Origin of the sequence: Bifidobacterium sp. UTCIF-1 (genome assembly GCF_006408915.1) — a bacterium.
Classification (GTDB): Bacteria; Actinomycetota; Actinomycetes; order Actinomycetales; family Bifidobacteriaceae; genus Bifidobacterium; species Bifidobacterium reuteri.
The window spans coordinates 34,477-54,166 of sequence record NZ_JFAG01000002.1 but is presented as its reverse complement, the minus strand read 5'-3'; the positions used below and the strand labels follow the sequence as shown (position 1 = coordinate 54,166).

Genomic DNA, 19,690 nt, shown 5'->3' with positions numbered 1-19,690 from the left:
CGTTGTCGTTATGGGTCATCCCATGTTGCATCCCATGGTGTAGGGATTTCCCCATGGTGTTATAACGCAAAATGGCATCATACCGCCAATTCGCATTGTTGCATCCCTACAACGTGGGATAGTCCCTACATCGTGGGGCCATCAGATATGCGGGATATACATCAGCGCATTGCCGAGGATGCAGCCGAAAGCGATAATGCTGGCGAAACACTCCGTGATGCCGACGATCACGGGCTTTATGGTTTGTGTGCGGGCGACCAATGGCAGCGCGATTGCGCGCGCGAGCAGAACCACCCCCATAATCACCAGATAGGGACTGCGATTCGCGGGGATAAGCCAAGCCAGCAGCGCGGCATGCCACAGCCAGGAGGCGACGACATACGAGCGTTTGCCGCGTTCCCGAATCATCGTCTTCACGAACAGCACCGAGCCGAACTGGGTTGCGGCGAAATAGAGCGCGAGCACCAGCCCTGGCAGCGAGACGTGCGGAATACTGGGCGAATGCGCGGAATAGTGGAATGTGATCATTGACATCAGGCTGGCGGCAACCACCGCTGCCGCATTGGCCCAAAGCGACCGTTCACGGTGAAACCATGCGCCGGCGAATGCCACAACCGCCAATACCACATACACGGGAGCCCATACGAGCACATCGACGTGCGTGATCAGGAATGGCAACCCTACGACGGCAAGCGCAATGCCGTAGCCGAGTGCCGGGGGCAGATAGCGCGATGCGCAATGGGATTTCAGCCAGCGTGCGGTCGTGAACTCCAGGCAGTAGCACAGAGCCCAACACGCCAGAACCCACCAGCCGGCTGCAGTCACAGCGAAACCTGACTGGGCGGATGATCGTGTCACTGCCGCGGCCGTGCCGCATATTGCTCCGGCGAGTGCGGGAGCCAAGGCCATGACCCATGCGCCGGGCTGGTCGGGAATCCAATCGCGCAGTGTGGTGCGGCGTCGCCGTGAAGTGCGCTCGGCCTGCATGGCGGCACTGGAATGGGATTGGGAAGCACTGTCCGAACGTTGCAGGGGGGTATTGCGAACGGAAGCCACCGATGATTGCCTGATGACGTCGTTGGACTGCGGATGTGGGGAGGAGTGCTCGCTCATATATATAAAGGTATCAATTCAACCCCGGGTGCAACAGATTCGCCGGGTGCAACAGATTCGGTTTGCTGGAATTGCTGGATTGCTGGATTGAGCGGGTTGATTGCCGGGTTACTGGGTAATCGGCGGGTTCATAGGGGTGGTCGACGGATACATACCATCATCGACTGTGCCTTGCGGATGTTGCAGCTCGCGGATGCTGTGGCTGTGCCGACCCTCATTAGGCGGAATGGCTGGCGTGCCCGTTAGGCGGAATGGCTGGCGTGCCCGTTAGGCGGAATGATCCGCGTGCGTGTCACCTTCGGCGCTGGTGATCGCCTCGCCGATATTATCTTGGCTGAAGTCGTGATTGCGGTAATTGGGGTCGTCCACAGGAAGATGCGTCACCAGCGTGTCGAACACCTGACTGTATATCTTCCCCCTGCCGAGTACCGCGTCAAGCACATGGCCGCCGAAGGTGTGGTCATCGGAGAGGAAATGCTCATGGAATCCGGCCACGGCGGCCCCGTGGAACATCATGGGGGAGAAGTAGCCCAGCATGGTGCCGGTCACATCATGTCTGAGGAAGATGGCCTGCCGGTCCGCCACCTCGAGCAGCGTAGGATACGGTGCCTGCTGTTTGATCACGGCACGAGTCTTGACGAAGCTGAACGTCCCGTGCACAATCACAGAAAAGAACGTATTGGCTCGGCCGTTGGCCTCGACGATGCGGTCATTGAGCTCTTTGAGGCCGATGTCCTCGCGCTCGCACTGGTACTGGAATGCGGCACGATGAGAATTGGCGAACGGCATGGTGAAATCGTCCGGGACCCGTTCGGCCACGCCGGTCTGGCCTATCTTGTATGCGACACCATCGAGGATGATGAGTTCGCCGTCCAGTCCTTCGCCGGTGCCGATGCCGGTGTCGCCGTGCTCGAGCAGTTCGCCAATGGTGGTGGTGCCCTCCAGCAGGCCGGGTACGAGCAACGCGAGTGTGCCGTGCTGATACAGCACGTTTGCGCCGTGATCGGTGATAGGGCGGATGTTCTTGGCCAGTGATTGTGTCACAGCACCCACGATAATTGGCCGTGTCCTGACCCACAATCCTTGTCCCGAGATCCCTGCTGTGACATCCGCCACGTCGCTTCGTTCCCGCTCGCCCTGTTTCCGTTGTGTTTTCGTATTGTCTCCGTCCACGTGGCCTCACCTGCGTAGATTGCACCTGCGTAACCTTCGCCTGTACAGTCGCTGTGTTGCCTCACCTGCGTAGGCGAGGCAACACAAGCCTTGTCTACATAGACCCGCGTCACCCTCGCCGTGTTCCAGTCATACTGCGTCGCTTTCGCACACGAATGTGGATAACTCGGCAAGCTGGAACCACATAGGTCGGTTCGGCTGGACAGCCATATCCGTCATTGCTTAGCGTCGGTGTATGAGACGGAACAAGGATCTGGATCGGCGCCTGGATGAAGCGCAACGGCAGCGACTATGCGTATGGGGTGAATCGGATACATCGCGACGAGTGCTTCTTCGCCGCGCCAAACTCGGCGATCTGCTATGCGCCTATCCGGGTTTGTATGCGCGACCAGATTATTGGGCCCAATTGGACGCTCGAAACAGGTATCTTCATGTGGTGCGCTCGTTGGCGAGATTGCATCCGCAATGGATTTTCTGTGGGATGACCGCCGCTGCCGTGTACGGCATCAATACGGCGACACGGCATATGGATTTGATTCATATTCGCACCATTGATAATCGTCATGTTCATGATTACGGCAAAGTGCGTCATCATCACATACGTGATGACCGGTTTGAGATGGTCGACGGCGTTCGTGTCACCCCTCTGCCTCGGACAGTGTTCGATTGCGCGCGAAAGCAGTCGTTCCCCGATGCGCTCGCAGTTATTGAAGCCGTGCTGCGTGAACGGGTCATGAGCAAGGATGAACTCGAGCGGTGCTTCGAGTCCTTGCCGGGGTGGAACAAGGACGTGGCACTACGTGCGTTGGCACCGGCAACGGGCGATACAGAGAATGGTGGCGAGGCCTATGCGCTGGGTGTCATGTTGGAGGAACGATTCGCGATGCCGTTGCTGCAGGAACCAATCGTCGATCCATATAATGCGTGCACTGTCTATCGTGTCGATTTTGCTTGGCGCGACGAGCATGGCGGACTCATTGTGGCTGAGCTCGATGGACGTGTGAAATATAAGGACCGGTCGATGTTCCGCAACGGGAATCTATCGGAAACGATTATTGCGGAGAAGGAACGTGAGGAACGTATCCGACTTGTGGTGAAAGGAATGGTGCGCTTTTCGTTCCGGGAAGCTCTGGAAAGGGCGCAACTGGTGCGAAAGTTGGAGTCGATTGGCGTGCCACGCAGTATGTGAGCGGGTTTGTGTAGGTGTGCCGTGCCGTGAGAGAGATTGATGAGCGGTCGGCAATTGTGCGGTGGAGGACGGGCGGATGGACTGCACGGCTGTCGGATTGCAGTTGGGACGTAGGACTGATGCAGCTGTGGGGAGGGGCTTGCCGGGCCCATCATGGCTTTTGGGTTACTGTACTGGACATGGCTGTCGCATTGTCGGATTGTTGGCTTGGCGGACATGTGGCAATTGGTCGGTTCAGCCCGGCTTCAGGTCTTGCCATGTAGATGGTCATAGGGCTTTGTTGAGCTGAGGACAGGCTGTTGGCATGGAGGAACGGCCTGGTCGTCGGGCTGATCAGAGAGTTCTGGACATATTGCGACATTTGTAATCGGCACCAACCGGCTTCGTCGGTGCTCCAATCCCATTCTGGGCATATACCCACTAGATATTCTGGGCATGACCGTGTCATTAAGCAGATTCTGGGCATATAACTACCATCTGGCGGCAAAATCAAGGTCTACAAGATACGTATATGCCCAGAACATGGTATGGGACCTTTCTTGTAGTACGTATATGCCCAGAACGTCGGTGTGTGGGCGGGATTGATAATTCGTTTGATGGGCGTTGCAGAAGCACGGTGGGGTGAAGAGGTTGATGGGTGGTGTGGCTGAAGAACGGTGAGGTGCAAGGGGATTCGAGGCCAGATGATGGTCAGGAATCCAAGGGCGACACGCCGGAATACATGAGTTCGCAATTAGTCCTACCTCGGTGCTTAGATAAACAAGTTGCCTGATTTGGGCTCGCAAATTGGAATTAAAAAAGCGAGCGCGGACTGGAGAGCACTTTCGGGTGAAACCCAGAAGCCGCGCACTGATGTCGGATGACCGCCAGAGGACGTATGTCCAAGGGAGGCCATGCGCGCCGGTGCCCTAATGAAGCAGGTTGGTAAACACTACAACGAATCGCTAGAAAGGGCGGACGGCAATGGCGGGACAGAAAATCCGCATCAGGCTTAAGTCCTATGACCATGAGGTCATCGACCAATCGGCGAAGAAAATCGTCGAAACGGTGACGAACGCGGGCGCAACGGTTGTTGGCCCGGTTCCGCTGCCGACTGAGAAGAACGTGTTTGTCGTTATTCGTTCTCCTCACAAGTACAAGGATTCTCGCGAGCACTTCGAGATGCGCACTCACAAGCGCCTCATCGACATCGTGGACCCGACCCCCAAGGCCGTGGATTCCCTGATGCACATCGATCTGCCTGCAGACGTCAACATCGAGATCAAGCTGTAAGGGAGGAGGAAGCATTATGTCTAATCGCAAGGCTCTGCTGGGCAAGAAGCTCGGCATGTCTCAGGTCTGGGACGAGAATGGCTTCTTCGTGCCCGTCACTCTCGTCGACGTGTCCACCAACGTGGTGACCGCCGTCAAGACCGAGGAGACCGACGGCTACAAGGCCGTTCAGCTCGGTTACGGTGCCATCGACCCGACCAAGGTGACCAAGCCGCTGGCAGGTCACTTCGCCAAGGCCGGTGTCACCCCGCGTCGTCACCTCGTTGAGGTGCGCACCGACGACGTCGACCAGTTCGAGGCCGGTCAGGAACTGACCGCCGAGCTGTTCGCCGAAGGTGCTGAAGTCGACGTGACCGGTACCACCAAGGGTAAGGGCTTCGCCGGCACCATCAAGCGCTGGGGCTTCAAGTCCTACCGTCGTTCCCACGGCTCTCACAAGAACGAGCGCCGTCCTGGCTCCGTGGGCGCATGCGCTACCCCGGGCCGTATCCTCAAGGGCAAGCGTATGGCTGGTCGTATGGGTCATGTGACCTCCACCACCCAGAACTTGACCGTCATCTCCTCCGATGTCGAGAACGGCATCCTCGCCATCAAGGGCGCCATCCCGGGCCCCAAGGGCGGCATCGTTCTCGTCCGTTCGGCTGTGAAGGGAGCCTGATAAACCATGGCAAACGTTACTCTGAACGTCACTGACGCCAAGGGCCAGGCTGCTGGTACCGTTGAGGCCCCTGCTGAGATCTTCGGCGTTTCCGCCGAGGACGTGCAGGCTCACGTCCCGCTGATTCACCAGGTCGTCATTGCTCAGCTCGCTGCTGCCCGTCAGGGCACCCACGCCACCAAGACCCGTGGCATGGTTTCCGGCGGCGGCAAGAAGCCGTGGAAGCAGAAGGGCACCGGTCGTGCTCGTCAGGGCTCCATCCGCGCTCCTCAGTGGTACCACGGTGGCACTGTGTTCGGTCCTCAGCCGCGTGATTACTCGCAGCGCACCCCGAAGAAGATGAAGGCCGCAGCCCTGCGCTACGTGCTTTCCGATCGCGCCAACGCCGGTCGTATCGCCGTTGTGGACTTCGGCATCACCGATACCCCGTCCACCAAGGCCGCCGTCGCCGCGCTGAGCCCGATCACCGCCGACAAGTTCACCACGGTCGTCTTCACTCGCGACAACATCAACGAGTGGCTGTCCGTGCGTAACATCCCGACCGTTCACCCGATTTTCGTCGATCAGCTCAACACGTATGACGTGGTCACCGCGCAGTACGTGGTCTTCACCAAGGAAGCCTTCGAGGCTTTCGTGGCTGCCAAGACTGAGCCGAAGGAGGCCTGATTCCGATGGTCGCTATTCACAAGCCCGCACATGACGTGATTCTGAAGCCTATCGTCTCCGAGAAGAGCTACGCCAATTCCGATCGTGGCCAGTACACCTTCGTGGTGTCCAAGGACGCAAACAAGGTCCAGATCAAGCAGGCAATTGAAGAGATCTTCAAGGTCAAGGTGACGAACGTCAACACCCTCAACCGCGCTGGCAAGAAGCAGCGCACCCGCACCGGTTTCGGCCAGCGTGTTTCCCAGAAGCGCGCCATCGTGACCGTGGCAGAGGGCCAGACGATCGACATCTTCGGCAACTGAAGGCTAGCCGAGAAAAGTTAAAGGAAGAACTATATTATGGCTATCCGCGTTTACAAGCCGACGTCCGCAGGCCGTCGTAACGCGTCCGTCTCGGATTTCTCCGAGCTGACGCGCTCCACGCCTGAGAAGTCGCTTCTTCGCAAGAAGTCCAAGACCGGCGGTCGTAACTCCTACGGCCGTATCACCTCCCGCCACCGTGGCGGCGGTCACAAGCGTCAGTACCGTCTCATCGATTTCAAGCGTTGGGACAAGGACGGCGTGCCCGCAAAGGTCGCTGAGATCGAATACGATCCGAACCGTACCGCTCGTATCGCCCTGCTGCACTTCGCAGACGGCGAGAAGCGCTACATCATTGCGCCGAAGGGCATCAAGCAGGGTGACGTCATCGAGACCGGTGCCCAGGCCGATATCAAGCCGGGCAACAACCTGCCGCTGCACAGCATCCCGACCGGTACCGTGGTCCACGCCATCGAGCTGAAGCCGCTGGGCGGCGCCAAGATCGCCCGCTCCGCCGGTGCTTCCGTCCAGCTCGTCGCAAAGGATGGCGCTTACGCCCAGCTGCGTATGCCGTCCGGCGAAATCCGCAACGTCGACGCCCGCTGCCGTGCAACCGTCGGCGAGGTCGGCAATGAGGACCACGCCAACATCCAGCTCGGCAAGGCTGGTCGTGCTCGTTGGATGGGCAAGCGCCCGATTACCCGTGGTGAGTCCATGAACCCGGTCGACCACCCGCACGGCGGTCGTACCCGCGGTGGCAAGCCGCCGGTTTCCCCGTGGGGCAAGGGCGAGGTTCGTACTCGTCGTCCGAAGAAGGCTTCGAACAAGATGATTGTTCGTCGTCGTCCGTCTGGCAAGAACCGCAAGTAAGGGAGTATCGAGAAGATGACTCGTAGCATCAAGAAGGGCCCCTTCGTCGACGCCCACTTGCAGAAGAAAGTCGACGAGCAGAACGAGAAGGGCACCAAGAACGTCATCAAGACGTGGTCCCGTCGTTCGATGATCACTCCTGATTTCATCGGACACACCTTCGCCGTTCATGACGGTCGTAAGCATGTCCCGGTGTTCGTCACCGAGGCCATGGTTGGTCACAAGCTGGGTGAGTTCGCCCCCACGAAGACCTTCAAGGGTCACGTGAAGGACGACAAGAAGGCCCGCCGCTAAGGATAAGGAATAGAACATGGAAGCTAAAGCAATCGCTCGTCACGTCCGCGTGACGCCGCGCAAGGCTCGCCGCATGGTCGACCTCATCCGCGGCAAGAAGGCGACCGAAGCCGTCACCATTTTGAAGTTCGCCCCTCAGGCTGCGGCCCTGCCGGTCCGCAAGACCCTGGAGAGCGCCATCGCCAACGCTCGTGTGAAGGCCGACAAGGCCGGCGAGCCGTTCCGCGAGAACGACCTGGTCATCAAGGAGACCTTTGTTGATGAAGGCGTGACCCTCAAGCGCTTCCGCGCTCGTGCCCAGGGCCGTGCTGCTCGCATCAACAAGCGCACCTCTCACATCACGGTCGTTGTGGCTAACAAGGAAGGAGCCCGCTAAAGATGGGTCAGAAGATCAATCCGTTTGGCTACCGTCTGGGCATCACCGAGAACCACCGCTCCAAGTGGTTCTCCGACTCCAACAAGCCCGGCGAACGCTACCGCGACTTCGTCCTCGAGGATGATCAGATCCGCAAGGAGATGAACAAGGACCTCGAGCGCGCTGGCGTGAGCAAGATCGTGATCGAGCGCACCCGTGACCGCGTCCGCGTGGACATTCACACCGCCCGTCCGGGCATCGTGATTGGCCGTCGTGGCGCCGAGGCTGAGAAGGTCCGCGCCAAGCTCGAGAAGCTGACCGGCAAGCAGGTCCAGCTCAACATCTTCGAAGTCAAGAACGCCGCGCTGGATGCCCAGCTCGTCGCTCAGGGCATCGCAGAGCAGCTGACCAACCGCGTCACCTTCCGCCGTGCCATGCGCAAGGCTCAGCAGGACGCCATCCACGCTGGTGCCAAGGGTATCCGCATCAAGCTCTCCGGCCGCCTCGGCGGTGCGGAAATGAGCCGTTCCGAGTTCTCCCGCGAGGGTCGCGTTCCGCTGCAGACCCTCCGCGCCCTCATCGATTATGGCTTCTTCGAGGCCCGCACCACCTACGGCCGTATCGGCGTGAAGGTGTGGATCTACAAGGGCGATATGACCGAATCCGAGTTCGAAGAGCAGCAGGCTCAGCAGAACAACCGTCCTGGCCGTCGTGGCGATCGTCGTCCGCGCCGTGGCAACCGTTCCGCCGCCCAGCAGCAGTCCGCAGCCCCCAAGGCTGAAGCTCCTGCCGCCGAGGCCGCTCCTGCAGCAGAAACGAAGGAGTGAGCAAGAATGCTTATCCCCAAGAGGACTAAGTACCGCAAGCAGCACCGCCCCGTGCGTTCTGGCATGTCCAAGGGTGGCAACGAGATCAACTTTGGTGACTACGGCATCCAGGCTCTCGCCCCGGCCTACGTGACCAACCGTCAGATCGAGGCTGCACGTATCGCCATGACCCGCTACATCAAGCGCGGTGGCCGTGTGTGGATCACGATCTTCCCGGATCGTCCGCTGACCAAGCACGCTCTCGGCGCCCGAATGGGTTCCGGTAAGGGTGCTCCCGAGTTCTGGATCGCCAACATCCGCCCTGGTCGCGTGATGTTCGAGATCGGTGGCGTCTCTGACGATATCGCCAAGGAGGCCCTGCGCCGCGCCATCGATAAGCTTCCGATGAAGTGCCGCATTATCGCACGTGAAGGTGGTGACATCTGATGGCTATCGGTACCGCTGATTACTCCATCAAGAATCTGAACGAGAAGACCGACGCGGAAATCGAAGGCTTCCTCAAGAAGTCCAAGGAAGAGCTGTTCAACCTGCGCTTCCAGCACGCGACCGGTCAGCTCGACAACACTGCCCGTCTCAAGGCCGTCAAGCGCGACATCGCCCGCATGTACACCGTGCTTCGCGAGCGTCAGCTTGGCATCAGCCAGGAGCCGGCCGCTACCGAATCCAAGGAGAAGTGATTATGGCTGAAGAGCGTAACTCCCGTAAGGTTCGCCGCGGCTACGTCGTGTCCGATAAGATGGACAAGACGATTACCGTCGAGCTCGAGCATCGTTCGACCCACCCGCTCTACGGCAAGGTCGTTCGTACCACCAGCAAGGTCAAGGCCCATGATGAACACAACGACGCCCACATTGGCGACCTCGTGAGTATTATGGAAACTCGGCCTTTGAGCAAGACCAAGCGCTGGCGTCTCGAATCCATTATCGAGCGCGCTAAGTAAGTAAAGTTCGGCAAGGCTCGCCATTTACCGGGGCATCATGGACTCCACGATGCCCCGGTAAATGGGGAGAACCAGCTCGGCTAAGGAGAATCAATGATTCAGCAGGAAACGCGGCTTCATGTCGCCGACAACACGGGTGCGAAGGAACTCCTCGCCATCCGAGTGCTCGGCGGATCGAAGCGACGCTATGCCGGCATCGGCGACGTGATCGTCGCCTCCGTCAAGGACGCCATTCCTGGCGGGTCGGTCAAGAAGGGCGACGTGGTCAAGGCCGTTGTCGTCCGCACTGTCAAGGAATCCCGTCGTACGGACGGTTCCTACATCAAGTTCGACGAGAACGCCGCCGTCATTCTCGGCTCCGGCCGTGAACCGAAGGGCACTCGTATCTTCGGACCGGTTGGTCGTGAACTGCGTGAGCACAAGTTCATGAAGATCGTGTCCCTCGCTCCGGAGGTGATCTGACATGGTAGCCAAGATTAAGAGCGGCGATCTGGTCAAGGTCATCCGTGGCAAGGACCGCGGCAAGGAAGGCACCGTGAAGCGTGTGCTTCCGAACGACCGACTGATCGTTGAAGGCGTTCAGATCGTCAAGAAGCATGTTCGTGCCACCCAGCAGGGCCAGCAGGCAGGCATTGTCTCCACCGAGGCTCCGATTCATCGCTCCAACGTGATGATCATCGATCCGGAGACCAAGCAGCCTACCCGCGTGGGTGTCACCATCAAGGAAGAGGCGCGTGACGGCAAGGTGAAGACCGTGCGCGTGCGCGTCGCCAAGAAGTCCGGAAAGGAGCTGGCATGACCGATACCACTGTCGAAGCGCCGGCCACCCCGCGCTTGAAGGCCAAGTACAACGAGCAGATCATCGCTGAGCTCGAGAAGGAGTTCAAGTACTCCAACCCGATGCAGGTCGCTCGTGTCCAGAAGGTCGTCGTCTCCATGGGCGTTGGTGCCGCAGCTCGTGACTCCAAGCTCATCGAAGGTGCCGTCAAGGATCTCACTGTGATCACCGGCCAGAAGCCGAAGATCACCAAGGCCAAGAAGTCCGTCGCTCAGTTCCACCTGCGCGAAGGCCAGGCCATCGGCGCGTACGTCACCCTGCGTGGCGACCGTATGTGGGAGTTCCTGGATCGTCTGCTGACCCTGGCGCTGCCTCGTATCCGCGACTTCCGCGGTATCAACGGCCACCAGTTCGATGGCCAGGGCAACTACAACTTTGGTCTCACCGAGCAGTCCATGTTCCACGAAATCGATCCGGATGCGATCGACCACGTGCGCGGCATGGATATCACTGTGGTGACCTCCACCAAGGACGACAAGGAAGCCTACGCTCTGCTGAAGCACCTTGGCTTCCCCTTCAAGGAGAACTGATATGGCAAAAACCGCTCTTAAGAACAAGGCGGCCGGCAAGCCGAAGTTCAAGGTGCGCGCTTACACGCGCTGCCAGGTCTGCGGTCGTCCCCACTCCGTCTACCGCAAGTTCGGCCTGTGCCGCATCTGCCTTCGTGAGAAGGCCCACCGCGGCGAGCTGCCCGGAGTTACGAAGTCCAGTTGGTAAACATCGACGCTGAAGGTCCGCGGCACGTTCCGCCCATGAGGGCGGAACAGCGGCGGAAACCACGGCGAGAAAGGGCATGAAGCCCAAAATGACAATGACAGATCCGATCGCAGACATGCTGACGCGTCTGCGTAACGCGAGCGCGGCCAAGCACGAAACCGTGGATATGCCGTACTCGAAGTTCAAGGCGAACATCGCCGAGATCCTGAAGCGTGAAGGCTACATCAAGGACTTCACCGCCAAGGAAGCCAAGGTCGGCCAGACTCTTGAGGTCACCCTCAAGTACGGTCCGAACGGTGAGCGTTCCATTCAGGGCATCAAGCGCATCTCCAAGCCGGGTCTTCGCCGTTACGCGAAGTCCGACTCCCTGCCGATGCCGCTCGGTGGCCTGGGCATCGCTATCATCTCAACCTCCTCGGGACTGCTGACTCAGAAGGAATGCCTCGACCGAGGCATTGGCGGCGAGATTGTCGCCTTCGTGTGGTGAGAAAGGAGAGCTGAAACATGGCATCGCATATTGGTAAGCTCCCCGTCGCCATCCCTGCTGGCGTCGAAGTCAAGATCGACGGTCAGAACTTCTCGGCTAAGGGTGCCAAGGGTTCCGACTCCTACGTGGTTCCGGAAGGCATCTCCGCTGTCGTCGAAGGCAACGAGATCATTCTCACCCCGGCCGATGACCTGCGTCCGACCCGTGCCAAGCACGGTCTGGCTCGTTCCATCATCGCCGGCATGGTCAAGGGCGTGCACGATGGCTACTCCAAGACCCTCGAGATCGTCGGCACTGGTTACCGCGCCGTCGCCAAGGGCAAGGGCATCGAGTTCTTCCTCGGCTACTCCCACACCATCACCGTCAACCCGCCCGAAGGCATCACGCTGAAGGTCACCGATCCGACCCATGTGGTCGTTGAGGGCACTGACAAGCAGGTCGTCGGCCAGGTTGCCGCCAACATCCGCAAGCTGCGCGCTCCGGAACCTTACAAGGGCAAGGGCGTCAAGTACGCCGGCGAGCACATCCTGCGCAAGGCTGGAAAGGCTGGTAAGTGATATGAGCGTTGCAATTCTCGGAAAGGGCAAGAAGGTCGCCCTCAAGCGCCGTCATGCACGCATCCGCAAGCGCATCTCCGGCACCCCCGAGCGTCCGCGCCTGGTGGTCACCCGCTCCAACCGCCACATGGTTGCCCAGGTGGTCGACGACACCAAGGGCGTGACTCTGGTGTCCGCTTCCACTCTGCAGGCCGACTTCGCCGGCTTCCAGGGCACCAAGGTTGAGGCCGCCAAGAAGGTCGGCGAGCTGATCGCCGACAAGGCAAAGGCTGCCGGCATCACCGCAGTCGTCTTCGACCGTGGTGGCAACAAGTACACTGGTCGCGTCGCAGCTGTTGCTGAAGGCGCCCGCGAGGGAGGTCTGGCACTGTGAGCGACAACGAAGCAAAGGAAACCCAAGTGGCTGAAGAAACTCAGAACACTGTGGCGACCGAATCCAACAACGAGGACCGCAAGGGTCGTCGTGGCCAGCGCGGCGAGGGCCGTCGTGGCGAGCGTCGTAACCGTCGCGAGGAAAACCGCGGCGATGATATGCTCGATCGCGTGGTGACCATCAATCGCGTCTCCAAGACCCACAAGGGTGGTCGTACCTTCAGCTTTGCCGCACTTGTGGTGGTCGGCGATGGTAACGGCACCGTGGGTGTCGGCTACGGCAAGTCCCGTGAGGTCCCGGCCGCCATCGCCAAGGGCCAGCTCGACGCCAAGAAGCACATGTTCACTGTGCCTCGCGTCCGCGGCACCATCACCCACCCGGTTCAGGGCCACGATGCCGCAGGCACCGTGCTCCTGCTCCCGGCAGCTCCGGGTACTGGCGTAATCGCCGGTGGCTCCGTGCGCGCCGTTATGGAATGCGCCGGCATCACCGACGTGCTGTCCAAGTCCATGGGCTCCGCCACCGCCGTGAACGTCGTCCGCGCCACTGTGGCTGCCCTCAAGCAGCTCGAGGAGCCGGAAGAGATCGCAGCCCGTCGTGGCCTCGCTCTGAACGAAGTCGCTCCTGACAACCTGCTGCGTGCCCGTGCCGAAGGCATCGCCGAGGCCCGCAAGGCTCGCGAAGAGGCTGCTGCCAAGGCCGCTGAAGAGAAGGATGGTGAGTGATAATCATGGCTAAGAACCTGAAGATTACCCTGCATCACGGTCTCGTGAACCGTACTCCGGCTCAGCGCGCTACCGCCAAGACCCTCGGTCTGAACAAGATCGGTAAGACCGTCGTCCGTCCGGACACCCCGGCCAACCGTGGCTTGGCTAACGCCTTGCGCCACCTGGTCACCGTCGAGGAGGTTGACTGATTATGGCAGATAACGAAATCCTGCAGATGCACGACCTGAAGCCCGCTCCGGGTGCCAACAAGGATCGTACCCGCGTTGGCCGTGGTGAAGGCTCCAAGGGTAAGACCGCTGGCCGTGGAGCCAAGGGCCAGACCAAGCGCAATCACGTGCGTCCTGGCTTCGAAGGTGGCCAGCTGCCGCTGTACATGCGCCTGCCGAAGCTTCGTGGCTTCAAGAACCCGTTCAGGGTCGAGTTCCAGGTCATCAACATCGCCCGTCTCGTGGAGATCTTCCCCGAGGGTGGCGACGTGACCGTGGCCGACCTGATCGCCAAGGGCGTTGTGCGCAGCAACGCTCCGGTCAAGGTTCTGGGCGAAGGCGAAACCACCGTTGCTTTCAACCTCAAGGGTGTGAAGGCCTCTGCTTCCGCCAAGTCCAAGATCGAAGCGGCTGGCGGCTCCATCTCCGAGGACTGATAGTTCCTCAGATGATTTGAGCGCCTCAATATGACGAACCCCCGTTCGCTTTCCGGTGGACGGGGGTTCATCATATTCCAACGTTTTCAAGCACTGCCTACGCGGGCTAACGTCCATAGATGATTCATCGTCCTCAAATATTGGACGAGTATTTGACGTCATAACCATGCTTTTCTCGAGACATAGGTGTGGCAAGTAGGCACGTTAGACTATGCTCGTTCGTTAGTTTGTGTATTTGTGCGCTCCCAAGCGTGCCATAGGGAGGAAATCCAGGTGAGGACACTAATCCAGGCCCTGAAGACCAAGGAACTCAGGAAGAAGATCCTATTCGTCCTGTTCATCATCATCATCTACCGTATCGGGTCGTTCATTCCGACCCCGGGCGTGGATTATTCGGTGGTGCAGGAGTGCGTCGGCAAGACGCAGACCGCGTCCGAGAACTTCATCGGTCTGGTGAACCTCTTCTCCGGTGGTGCCATGCTGCAGTTGTCCATCTTCGCGTTGGGCGTCATGCCGTACATCACCGCTTCCATCGTCGTGCAGCTGCTGCGTGTGGTCATCCCGCGTTTCGAGGCGTTGCACAAGGAGGGCCAGTCCGGCGAGGCCAAGCTCACCCAGTACACGCGTTACCTGACCATCGGCTTGGCCGTCCTCCAGTCCACCACCATTCTGGTCACCGCGCGCTCCGGCGCCCTGTTCAACTATGCGTGCGACCAGGTCATCCCGGACGGCTCCGTGTGGAACCTCGTCGTTATGGTGCTGATCATGACCGGCGGCACCGGTTTCATCATGTGGATGGCCGAGCTCGTGACCGACAAGGGCATCGGCCAGGGCATGTCCATCTTGATCTTCATGTCCATCTGCTCGGGCTTCCTGCCTCAATTGTGGGAGATTGGCTGGGGCACCAACGGCACCGACGGCGACTGGGCCAAGTTCGCCATCGTGGTGTCGGTGCTCGTCGTCATCCTCATCTTCGTGGACTTCGTGGAACTGTGCCAGCGTCGTGTACCCGTCCAGTACACGCGCCGCATGATCGGCCGCAAGATGTACGGCGGCTCCTCCACCTACCTGCCGCTCAAGATCAACATGTCCGGCGTGATCCCCCCGATCTTCGCGTCCTCCATCCTCGCCATCCCGACGCTGATCGCCCAGTTCGGCAAGTCCGACCAGTCGTGGGTCAAGTGGATCAACGCGAACCTGGCGAACACCACGAGCGTGTGGTACATCGCCCTGTACGCGCTGATGATTGTGTTCTTCTGCTTCTTCTACACGTCCATCACGTTCAACCCGGACGAGACCGCCGACAACATGAAGCAGTACGGCGGCTTCATCCCCGGCATCCGTGCCGGCAACGCCACCAGCCGCTACCTGACCTACGTGATGAACAGGCTCAATACGGTGGGCGCCGTCTACCTGCTGTTCGTGGCACTGATTCCGACCGTGCTGATCATGGCGCTCGGACTGAACACGCAGCTGCCGTTCGGTGGCACCACCATCCTGATTATCGCCGGCGTGGGCCTCGATACTCTGCGTCAGGCAAGGGCCCAGACCGAGCAGTTCCAGTACACCGGCTTCCTGCTCGAAAACGTGGATCACAAGGAAGGCAAGTAAGCCTCCAATGATGTCGGCACGGTTGGCATATGGCCAGTCGTGCCGATTCCGTACCAATACAACGACAAGCACTATCAACAAGGAGATAAACCATGCGTCTGCTCATCATGGGTCCTCAGGGTGTGGGCAAGGGCACTCAGGCCGCGCTGCTCGCCGAGCATTTCAACATCCCCACCATTTCCACCGGTGATATCTTCCGCTTCAACATCAAGAACAAGACGGAACTGGGCCTGGAGGCAATGAGCTACACCGACAAGGGCGAGCTTGTGCCGGACTCCCTGACCAACAAGATCGTCAAGGATCGTCTGGCCAAGGAGGATTGCGCCAACGGTTGGATCCTTGATGGCTATCCGCGAAACGCCGCTCAGGTCGAAGCCCTCGATCAGATGCTCGAAGAGCTGGGCACCCCGCTTGACCACGTGGTGGCGCTCGAAGCCGACCGTGAAGTGTTGCTGGAGCGCATGAAGAAGCGCGCCGCGGAGCAGGGACGTGCCGATGACACTCCGGAGGCCATCGCCAAGCGTCTGGAAACGTATGAGAAGGAAACCGCCCCTCTGCTTGACATCTACAAGTCTCGCGGCCTGCTGGTGCTTGAGAACGGAGTCGGCGAGATCAGTGAAATCAGCAAGCGCATCATCAACGACTTGCACTGAGTCAGCCAACGAAAAGTTGATTCGATAGCTCCAATATCACAGATCGGATCAGGTACCCCTATGCGACACGCCGGGTGTTGCGTAGGGGTACCTCTGTATACGCCCCTGTATATATTTGAATGTCGGTGTGTCTTCGGATGCACTCGTAGTAATTCGTCCAGCGATAGGAAACCTGAGGCACATGGCAAAAGACGGTGTGATTGAAGTCGAAGGTCAGGTAGTGGAGGCACTGCCGAACGCGATGTTCCGCGTTGAGCTCGAAAACAAGCACATCGTGCTCGCCACGATCTCCGGCAAGATGCGCAAGAACTATATTCGTATTCTTCCCCAGGATCGTGTGGTGCTGGAAATGAGCCCCTACGACCTGAATCGTGGACGTATTACGTACCGCTATAAGTAAAGGTACACAAGTAAAGGATAACCATGAAGGTCAGCCCTAGTGTGAAGCGAATCTGCGAAAACTGCCGCGTGATTCGTCGTCACGGCCGCGTCATGGTGATCTGCACCAACCCCCGCCACAAGCAGCGTCAGGGCTGAGAGCAGATTCTCCAGCGGCACCATAATTAAGGCACTCACTCACAGTGCTTCCCGAAAGGGAACGACACTGAACCACGGGTACGTAGGCTCGTGCCGGATTACCGGAGGAGCGGGTGCAAGACCTACGGAAACAAGAAGGAATCGCAATGGCACGTCTTGCCGGAGTCGACATCCCCAATGAGAAGCGCATCGAGATCGCCCTCACCTACATTTTCGGTGTGGGACGCACTCGTGCCAAGGAAACGCTTGCCGCGACCGGTATCAACCCGGACACCCGCGTCAAGGATCTTACCGACGAGCAGCTGATCACGCTGCGTGACTACCTCGAGGGCAACTACAAGATCGAGGGTGATTTGCGTCGTGAAATCGATGCGGACATTCGTCGCAAGATTCAGATCAACTGCTACCAAGGCCAGCGTCACCGTAAGGGACTTCCTGTGCGCGGTCAGCGCACCAAGACCAACGCCCGCACCCGTAAGGGCCCGAAGCGCACGGTCGCCGGAAAGAAGAAGGCCACCAAGTAAGAGTGGCATGATTCGAGCCACGGGATGCTCGGCATTCCATCGTTCGAATATCAACAACATAGTTCGTTATTAGGAAACGAGGGTCAATGGCAGCTCCAAAGCAAGCCGCTCGTAAGCCCGCTCGTCGCCGCGATCGCAAGTCGATTCCGGTGGGTCAGGCTCACATCAAGTCCACTTTCAACAACACGATCATCTCGATCACCGATCCGTCCGGCGCCGTGGTGTCCTGGGCCTCCGGTGGCGACGTCGGCTTCAAGGGCTCCCGCAAGTCCACGCCGTACGCTGCTGGCATGGCCGCCGAGTCCGCCGCCCGCAAGGCGATGGAGCACGGTGTCAAGAAGGTCGACGTGTTCGTCAAGGGTCCGGGTTCCGGTCGTGAAACCGCCATCCGTTCTCTGCAGTCCGCGGGTCTCGAGGTCGGTTCCATCACCGATGTCACCCCGCAAGCCCACAACGGCGTTCGTCCTCCGAAGCGTCGTCGCGTCTGAGCACTCAGCAATACGAAATCAATCCAAAACCGCCTGACCGGTGAGTGCACCACCGAGTTCAAGCTGAAAGGATAACCACAGTGCTTATTGCACAGCGTCCGACTCTGACCGAGGAATCTCTGAATTCGCAGCGCTCCCGCTTCATCATCGAGCCGCTTGAGCCTGGCTTCGGCTATACGCTCGGCAACTCGCTGCGTCGCACGCTGCTGAGCTCCATCCCTGGTGCGGCTGTGACCTCTGTGCGTATCTCCGGTGCCCTGCATGAGTTCACCACTCTGCCGGGTGTCCAGGAGGACGTGACTGAGATCTTGCTCAACATCAAGGGCATTGTGCTCACCAGCGAGTATGACGAGCCTGTGGTCATGTACCTGCGCAAGAGCGGCAAGGGTGAGGCTACCGCAGGAGACATCACTCCGCCGGCCGGCGTCACCATCGCCAACCCGGATCAGCACATCGCCACTCTCGCCGAAGATGGCGAACTCGAAATCGAGTTCACCGTCGAGCGCGGTCGTGGCTATGTTCCGGCTCAGATGAACAAGCAGGACAATGGTGAAATCGGCCGTATCCCGGTTGATTCCATCTATTCCCCGGTGCTCAAGGTGAGCTACAAGGTCGAGGCGACCCGTGTGGAACAGCGCACGGACTTCGACAAGCTCATTCTGGACGTGGAGACCAAGCCCGCCATCTCGCCGCGCGACGCGGTGGCTTCCGCTGGTTCGACCTTGGTGGAGCTCTTCGGCCTGTGCCGTGAGCTCAACACCCAGGCTGAAGGCGTTGAAGTCGGTCCGGCCCCGGTGGCCGAGGAGACCAACCCCGAGATGGCTGTCCCGATCGAGGACCTCAACCTGACGCAGCGTTCTTACAACTGCCTCAAGCGTGAGGGCATTCACACCATCGGTGAGCTTGTCTCCCACACCGAGCAGGATCTGCTCGACATCCGCAATTTCGGTATGAAGTCGATTGACGAGGTCAAGGAGAAGCTGCAGGCCCTGGGTCTTAGCCTCAAGTCCTCGCCGATGGCCTTTGATACCAATAATCTCGAAGGTGGCACGTTCTTCTCGCCTGAAGAAGAGTGATCTGCCCCTTTTGACAAACCGTCCATAATGGCAGGCGGATGTTCGGGCATATGCCCACCTGCCTGCCGTTGCGGACAATAAGGAGTAAACCCATGCCTACACCTAAGAAGGGCCCGCGTCTGGCTTCCAGCCCTGCGCACGAGCGCCTCATGCTGGCAAACATGGCGACTAGCCTGTTCCAGAACGGTCGCATCACCACCACGCTGCCGAAGGCTAAGCGCCTTCGTCCGCTGGCAGAGCGCCTGATCACCTTTGCCAAGCGCGGTGATCTGCACTCCCGTCGTCGCGTGATGCGCGTCATCCGCAACAAGTCCGTGGTGCACGTGCTGTTCACCCAGATTGCCGAGCAGATGGAGCAGCGTGAGGGTGGCTACACCCGTATCGTCAAGATCGCTCCGCGCGTTGGCGATTCCTCTGCTGCAGCCATCATCGAGCTCGTCACCGAGCCGGTTGCCAAGAAGGCTGTCGTGAAGGAAGCCGAGGCCGCCACCAAGGTCGCCGACGAGGCTCCTGCCGCAGAAGCTACCGAGGCTCCGGCTGCTGAGGCCACCGAGGCTCCGGCTGAGGAGACCGCTGCTGCTGAAGCTGAGGCTCCGGCCGAGGAAGCCGCCGCCGAGAAGGCCGAGTGAGCTGAATAGCTTTCCGCTAAGCTAGATAGAGGGTTGGAATCCAAATGGGTTCCAACCCTCTTTCCATATCTCGCATCAGGACACTTCTGGGATTATCCTGGGGCACTTCTGGCACGATTCTGGCACGATTCCCAATCTCGAGAATTTGCGTCGCTGAGATGGTGTCAGTGATG

Annotated in this window: 32 protein-coding genes; 30 read left to right on the top strand and 2 right to left on the bottom strand. The window is 59.4% G+C overall.

The features are described 5' to 3' along the window. Positions 1–141: 141 nt before the first annotated feature. A complete protein-coding gene (locus tag BW09_RS01255; protein WP_308810350.1) occupies positions 142–1,113 on the bottom strand; it encodes a YwiC-like family protein in 972 nt (323 codons plus the stop codon). Positions 1,114–1,380: 267 nt separating this feature from the next. Then, positions 1,381–2,157, bottom strand: a complete 777-nt coding sequence (gene budA, locus BW09_RS01250; RefSeq protein WP_140462802.1) for an acetolactate decarboxylase — start codon at positions 2,155–2,157, stop codon at positions 1,381–1,383. A gap of 364 nt (positions 2,158–2,521) precedes the next feature. Here budA and BW09_RS01245 point away from each other — a divergent pair, with 364 nt between their 5' ends. From BW09_RS01245 to rplQ, 30 genes are all read left to right on the top strand, one after another. Further along, positions 2,522–3,475 carry a hypothetical protein gene (locus BW09_RS01245; protein ID WP_140462801.1) on the top strand — a complete coding sequence of 318 codons (954 nt, stop codon included), beginning with the start codon at positions 2,522–2,524 and terminating at the stop codon, positions 3,473–3,475. 963 nt (positions 3,476–4,438) lie between these two features. Beyond that, positions 4,439–4,747, top strand: coding sequence for a 30S ribosomal protein S10 (gene rpsJ / locus BW09_RS01240; protein ID WP_003808013.1), 309 nt, complete (start codon positions 4,439–4,441; stop codon positions 4,745–4,747). Positions 4,748–4,763: 16 nt separating this feature from the next. Then, positions 4,764–5,405: a 50S ribosomal protein L3 gene (gene rplC / locus BW09_RS01235; protein ID WP_044089116.1), complete on the top strand. Its 642-nt coding sequence runs from the start codon at positions 4,764–4,766 to the stop codon at positions 5,403–5,405. A 6-nt stretch (positions 5,406–5,411) separates the two neighbouring features. Beyond that, positions 5,412–6,071: a 50S ribosomal protein L4 gene (rplD, locus tag BW09_RS01230; protein WP_044089115.1), complete on the top strand. Its 660-nt coding sequence runs from the start codon at positions 5,412–5,414 to the stop codon at positions 6,069–6,071. A gap of 5 nt (positions 6,072–6,076) precedes the next feature. Then, the gene (rplW, locus tag BW09_RS01225) at positions 6,077–6,373 is read left to right on the top strand and encodes a 50S ribosomal protein L23 (RefSeq protein WP_044089114.1); all 297 of its coding nucleotides are present in this window, start codon (positions 6,077–6,079) and stop codon (positions 6,371–6,373) included. A 36-nt stretch (positions 6,374–6,409) separates the two neighbouring features. Next, the gene (gene rplB / locus BW09_RS01220) at positions 6,410–7,240 is read left to right on the top strand and encodes a 50S ribosomal protein L2 (RefSeq protein WP_044089113.1); all 831 of its coding nucleotides are present in this window, start codon (positions 6,410–6,412) and stop codon (positions 7,238–7,240) included. A gap of 15 nt (positions 7,241–7,255) precedes the next feature. Continuing rightward, complete coding sequence (rpsS, locus tag BW09_RS01215) at positions 7,256–7,534, top strand: 30S ribosomal protein S19 (protein WP_003814508.1); 279 nt, start codon at positions 7,256–7,258, stop codon at positions 7,532–7,534. Positions 7,535–7,550: 16 nt separating this feature from the next. Continuing rightward, positions 7,551–7,910: a 50S ribosomal protein L22 gene (rplV, locus tag BW09_RS01210; protein ID WP_044089112.1), complete on the top strand. Its 360-nt coding sequence runs from the start codon at positions 7,551–7,553 to the stop codon at positions 7,908–7,910. A 2-nt stretch (positions 7,911–7,912) separates the two neighbouring features. After that, the gene (gene rpsC, locus BW09_RS01205; RefSeq protein ID WP_044089110.1) at positions 7,913–8,716 is read left to right on the top strand and encodes a 30S ribosomal protein S3; all 804 of its coding nucleotides are present in this window, start codon (positions 7,913–7,915) and stop codon (positions 8,714–8,716) included. A gap of 6 nt (positions 8,717–8,722) precedes the next feature. Further along, the gene (gene rplP / locus BW09_RS01200) at positions 8,723–9,142 is read left to right on the top strand and encodes a 50S ribosomal protein L16 (protein WP_044089109.1); all 420 of its coding nucleotides are present in this window, start codon (positions 8,723–8,725) and stop codon (positions 9,140–9,142) included. Continuing rightward, the gene (rpmC, locus tag BW09_RS01195) at positions 9,142–9,393 is read left to right on the top strand and encodes a 50S ribosomal protein L29 (protein WP_044089107.1); all 252 of its coding nucleotides are present in this window, start codon (positions 9,142–9,144) and stop codon (positions 9,391–9,393) included. The genes rplP and rpmC overlap by 1 nt, the downstream gene beginning before the upstream one ends. 2 nt (positions 9,394–9,395) lie before the next feature. Beyond that, entirely contained in the window at positions 9,396–9,656 is a 261-nt protein-coding gene (gene rpsQ, locus BW09_RS01190) for a 30S ribosomal protein S17 (protein WP_044089106.1), read from the top strand. A 93-nt stretch (positions 9,657–9,749) separates the two neighbouring features. Then, complete coding sequence (rplN, locus tag BW09_RS01185; protein WP_044089104.1) at positions 9,750–10,118, top strand: 50S ribosomal protein L14; 369 nt, start codon at positions 9,750–9,752, stop codon at positions 10,116–10,118. 1 nt (position 10,119) lies between these two features. Then, complete coding sequence (gene rplX / locus BW09_RS01180) at positions 10,120–10,455, top strand: 50S ribosomal protein L24 (protein WP_044089103.1); 336 nt, start codon at positions 10,120–10,122, stop codon at positions 10,453–10,455. Next, a complete protein-coding gene (gene rplE, locus BW09_RS01175; protein ID WP_044089102.1) occupies positions 10,452–11,024 on the top strand; it encodes a 50S ribosomal protein L5 in 573 nt (190 codons plus the stop codon). The genes rplX and rplE overlap by 4 nt, the downstream gene beginning before the upstream one ends. Before the next feature lies 1 nt (position 11,025). Beyond that, a complete protein-coding gene (locus BW09_RS01170) occupies positions 11,026–11,211 on the top strand; it encodes a type Z 30S ribosomal protein S14 (RefSeq protein WP_003814530.1) in 186 nt (61 codons plus the stop codon). Positions 11,212–11,299: 88 nt separating this feature from the next. Further along, positions 11,300–11,698 (top strand): 30S ribosomal protein S8, encoded by a 399-nt coding sequence (gene rpsH, locus BW09_RS01160; protein ID WP_003829896.1) that lies wholly within the window; start codon positions 11,300–11,302, stop codon positions 11,696–11,698. Positions 11,699–11,715: 17 nt separating this feature from the next. Further along, complete coding sequence (rplF, locus tag BW09_RS01155) at positions 11,716–12,255, top strand: 50S ribosomal protein L6 (protein ID WP_140462799.1); 540 nt, start codon at positions 11,716–11,718, stop codon at positions 12,253–12,255. Position 12,256: 1 nt separating this feature from the next. After that, a complete protein-coding gene (rplR, locus tag BW09_RS01150; protein WP_044089097.1) occupies positions 12,257–12,628 on the top strand; it encodes a 50S ribosomal protein L18 in 372 nt (123 codons plus the stop codon). Further along, complete coding sequence (gene rpsE, locus BW09_RS01145) at positions 12,625–13,353, top strand: 30S ribosomal protein S5 (RefSeq protein WP_140464582.1); 729 nt, start codon at positions 12,625–12,627, stop codon at positions 13,351–13,353. Before rplR ends, rpsE begins: the two co-directional genes overlap by 4 nt. A gap of 5 nt (positions 13,354–13,358) precedes the next feature. Next, complete coding sequence (gene rpmD, locus BW09_RS01140) at positions 13,359–13,544, top strand: 50S ribosomal protein L30 (protein ID WP_044089160.1); 186 nt, start codon at positions 13,359–13,361, stop codon at positions 13,542–13,544. 2 nt (positions 13,545–13,546) lie between these two features. Continuing rightward, positions 13,547–13,999 (top strand): 50S ribosomal protein L15, encoded by a 453-nt coding sequence (rplO, locus tag BW09_RS01135; RefSeq protein WP_140462797.1) that lies wholly within the window; start codon positions 13,547–13,549, stop codon positions 13,997–13,999. A gap of 273 nt (positions 14,000–14,272) precedes the next feature. Beyond that, positions 14,273–15,610 (top strand): preprotein translocase subunit SecY, encoded by a 1,338-nt coding sequence (gene secY / locus BW09_RS01130; RefSeq protein WP_140462796.1) that lies wholly within the window; start codon positions 14,273–14,275, stop codon positions 15,608–15,610. 92 nt (positions 15,611–15,702) lie between these two features. Further along, positions 15,703–16,263, top strand: a complete 561-nt coding sequence (locus BW09_RS01125; protein WP_140462795.1) for an adenylate kinase — start codon at positions 15,703–15,705, stop codon at positions 16,261–16,263. A 181-nt stretch (positions 16,264–16,444) separates the two neighbouring features. Further along, positions 16,445–16,663 carry a translation initiation factor IF-1 gene (gene infA, locus BW09_RS01120; RefSeq protein WP_003808114.1) on the top strand — a complete coding sequence of 73 codons (219 nt, stop codon included), beginning with the start codon at positions 16,445–16,447 and terminating at the stop codon, positions 16,661–16,663. A 23-nt stretch (positions 16,664–16,686) separates the two neighbouring features. Continuing rightward, positions 16,687–16,800 (top strand): 50S ribosomal protein L36, encoded by a 114-nt coding sequence (rpmJ, locus tag BW09_RS01115; protein WP_003814578.1) that lies wholly within the window; start codon positions 16,687–16,689, stop codon positions 16,798–16,800. Between the two features lie 146 nt (positions 16,801–16,946). After that, positions 16,947–17,324, top strand: a complete 378-nt coding sequence (gene rpsM, locus BW09_RS01110) for a 30S ribosomal protein S13 (protein WP_026641530.1) — start codon at positions 16,947–16,949, stop codon at positions 17,322–17,324. A gap of 86 nt (positions 17,325–17,410) precedes the next feature. Then, a complete protein-coding gene (rpsK, locus tag BW09_RS01105) occupies positions 17,411–17,812 on the top strand; it encodes a 30S ribosomal protein S11 (protein WP_034527262.1) in 402 nt (133 codons plus the stop codon). An 80-nt stretch (positions 17,813–17,892) separates the two neighbouring features. Beyond that, entirely contained in the window at positions 17,893–18,888 is a 996-nt protein-coding gene (locus BW09_RS01100; protein WP_140462794.1) for a DNA-directed RNA polymerase subunit alpha, read from the top strand. 92 nt (positions 18,889–18,980) lie between these two features. After that, positions 18,981–19,517, top strand: coding sequence for a 50S ribosomal protein L17 (gene rplQ / locus BW09_RS01095; RefSeq protein ID WP_140462793.1), 537 nt, complete (start codon positions 18,981–18,983; stop codon positions 19,515–19,517). Positions 19,518–19,690: the final 173 nt, after the last annotated feature.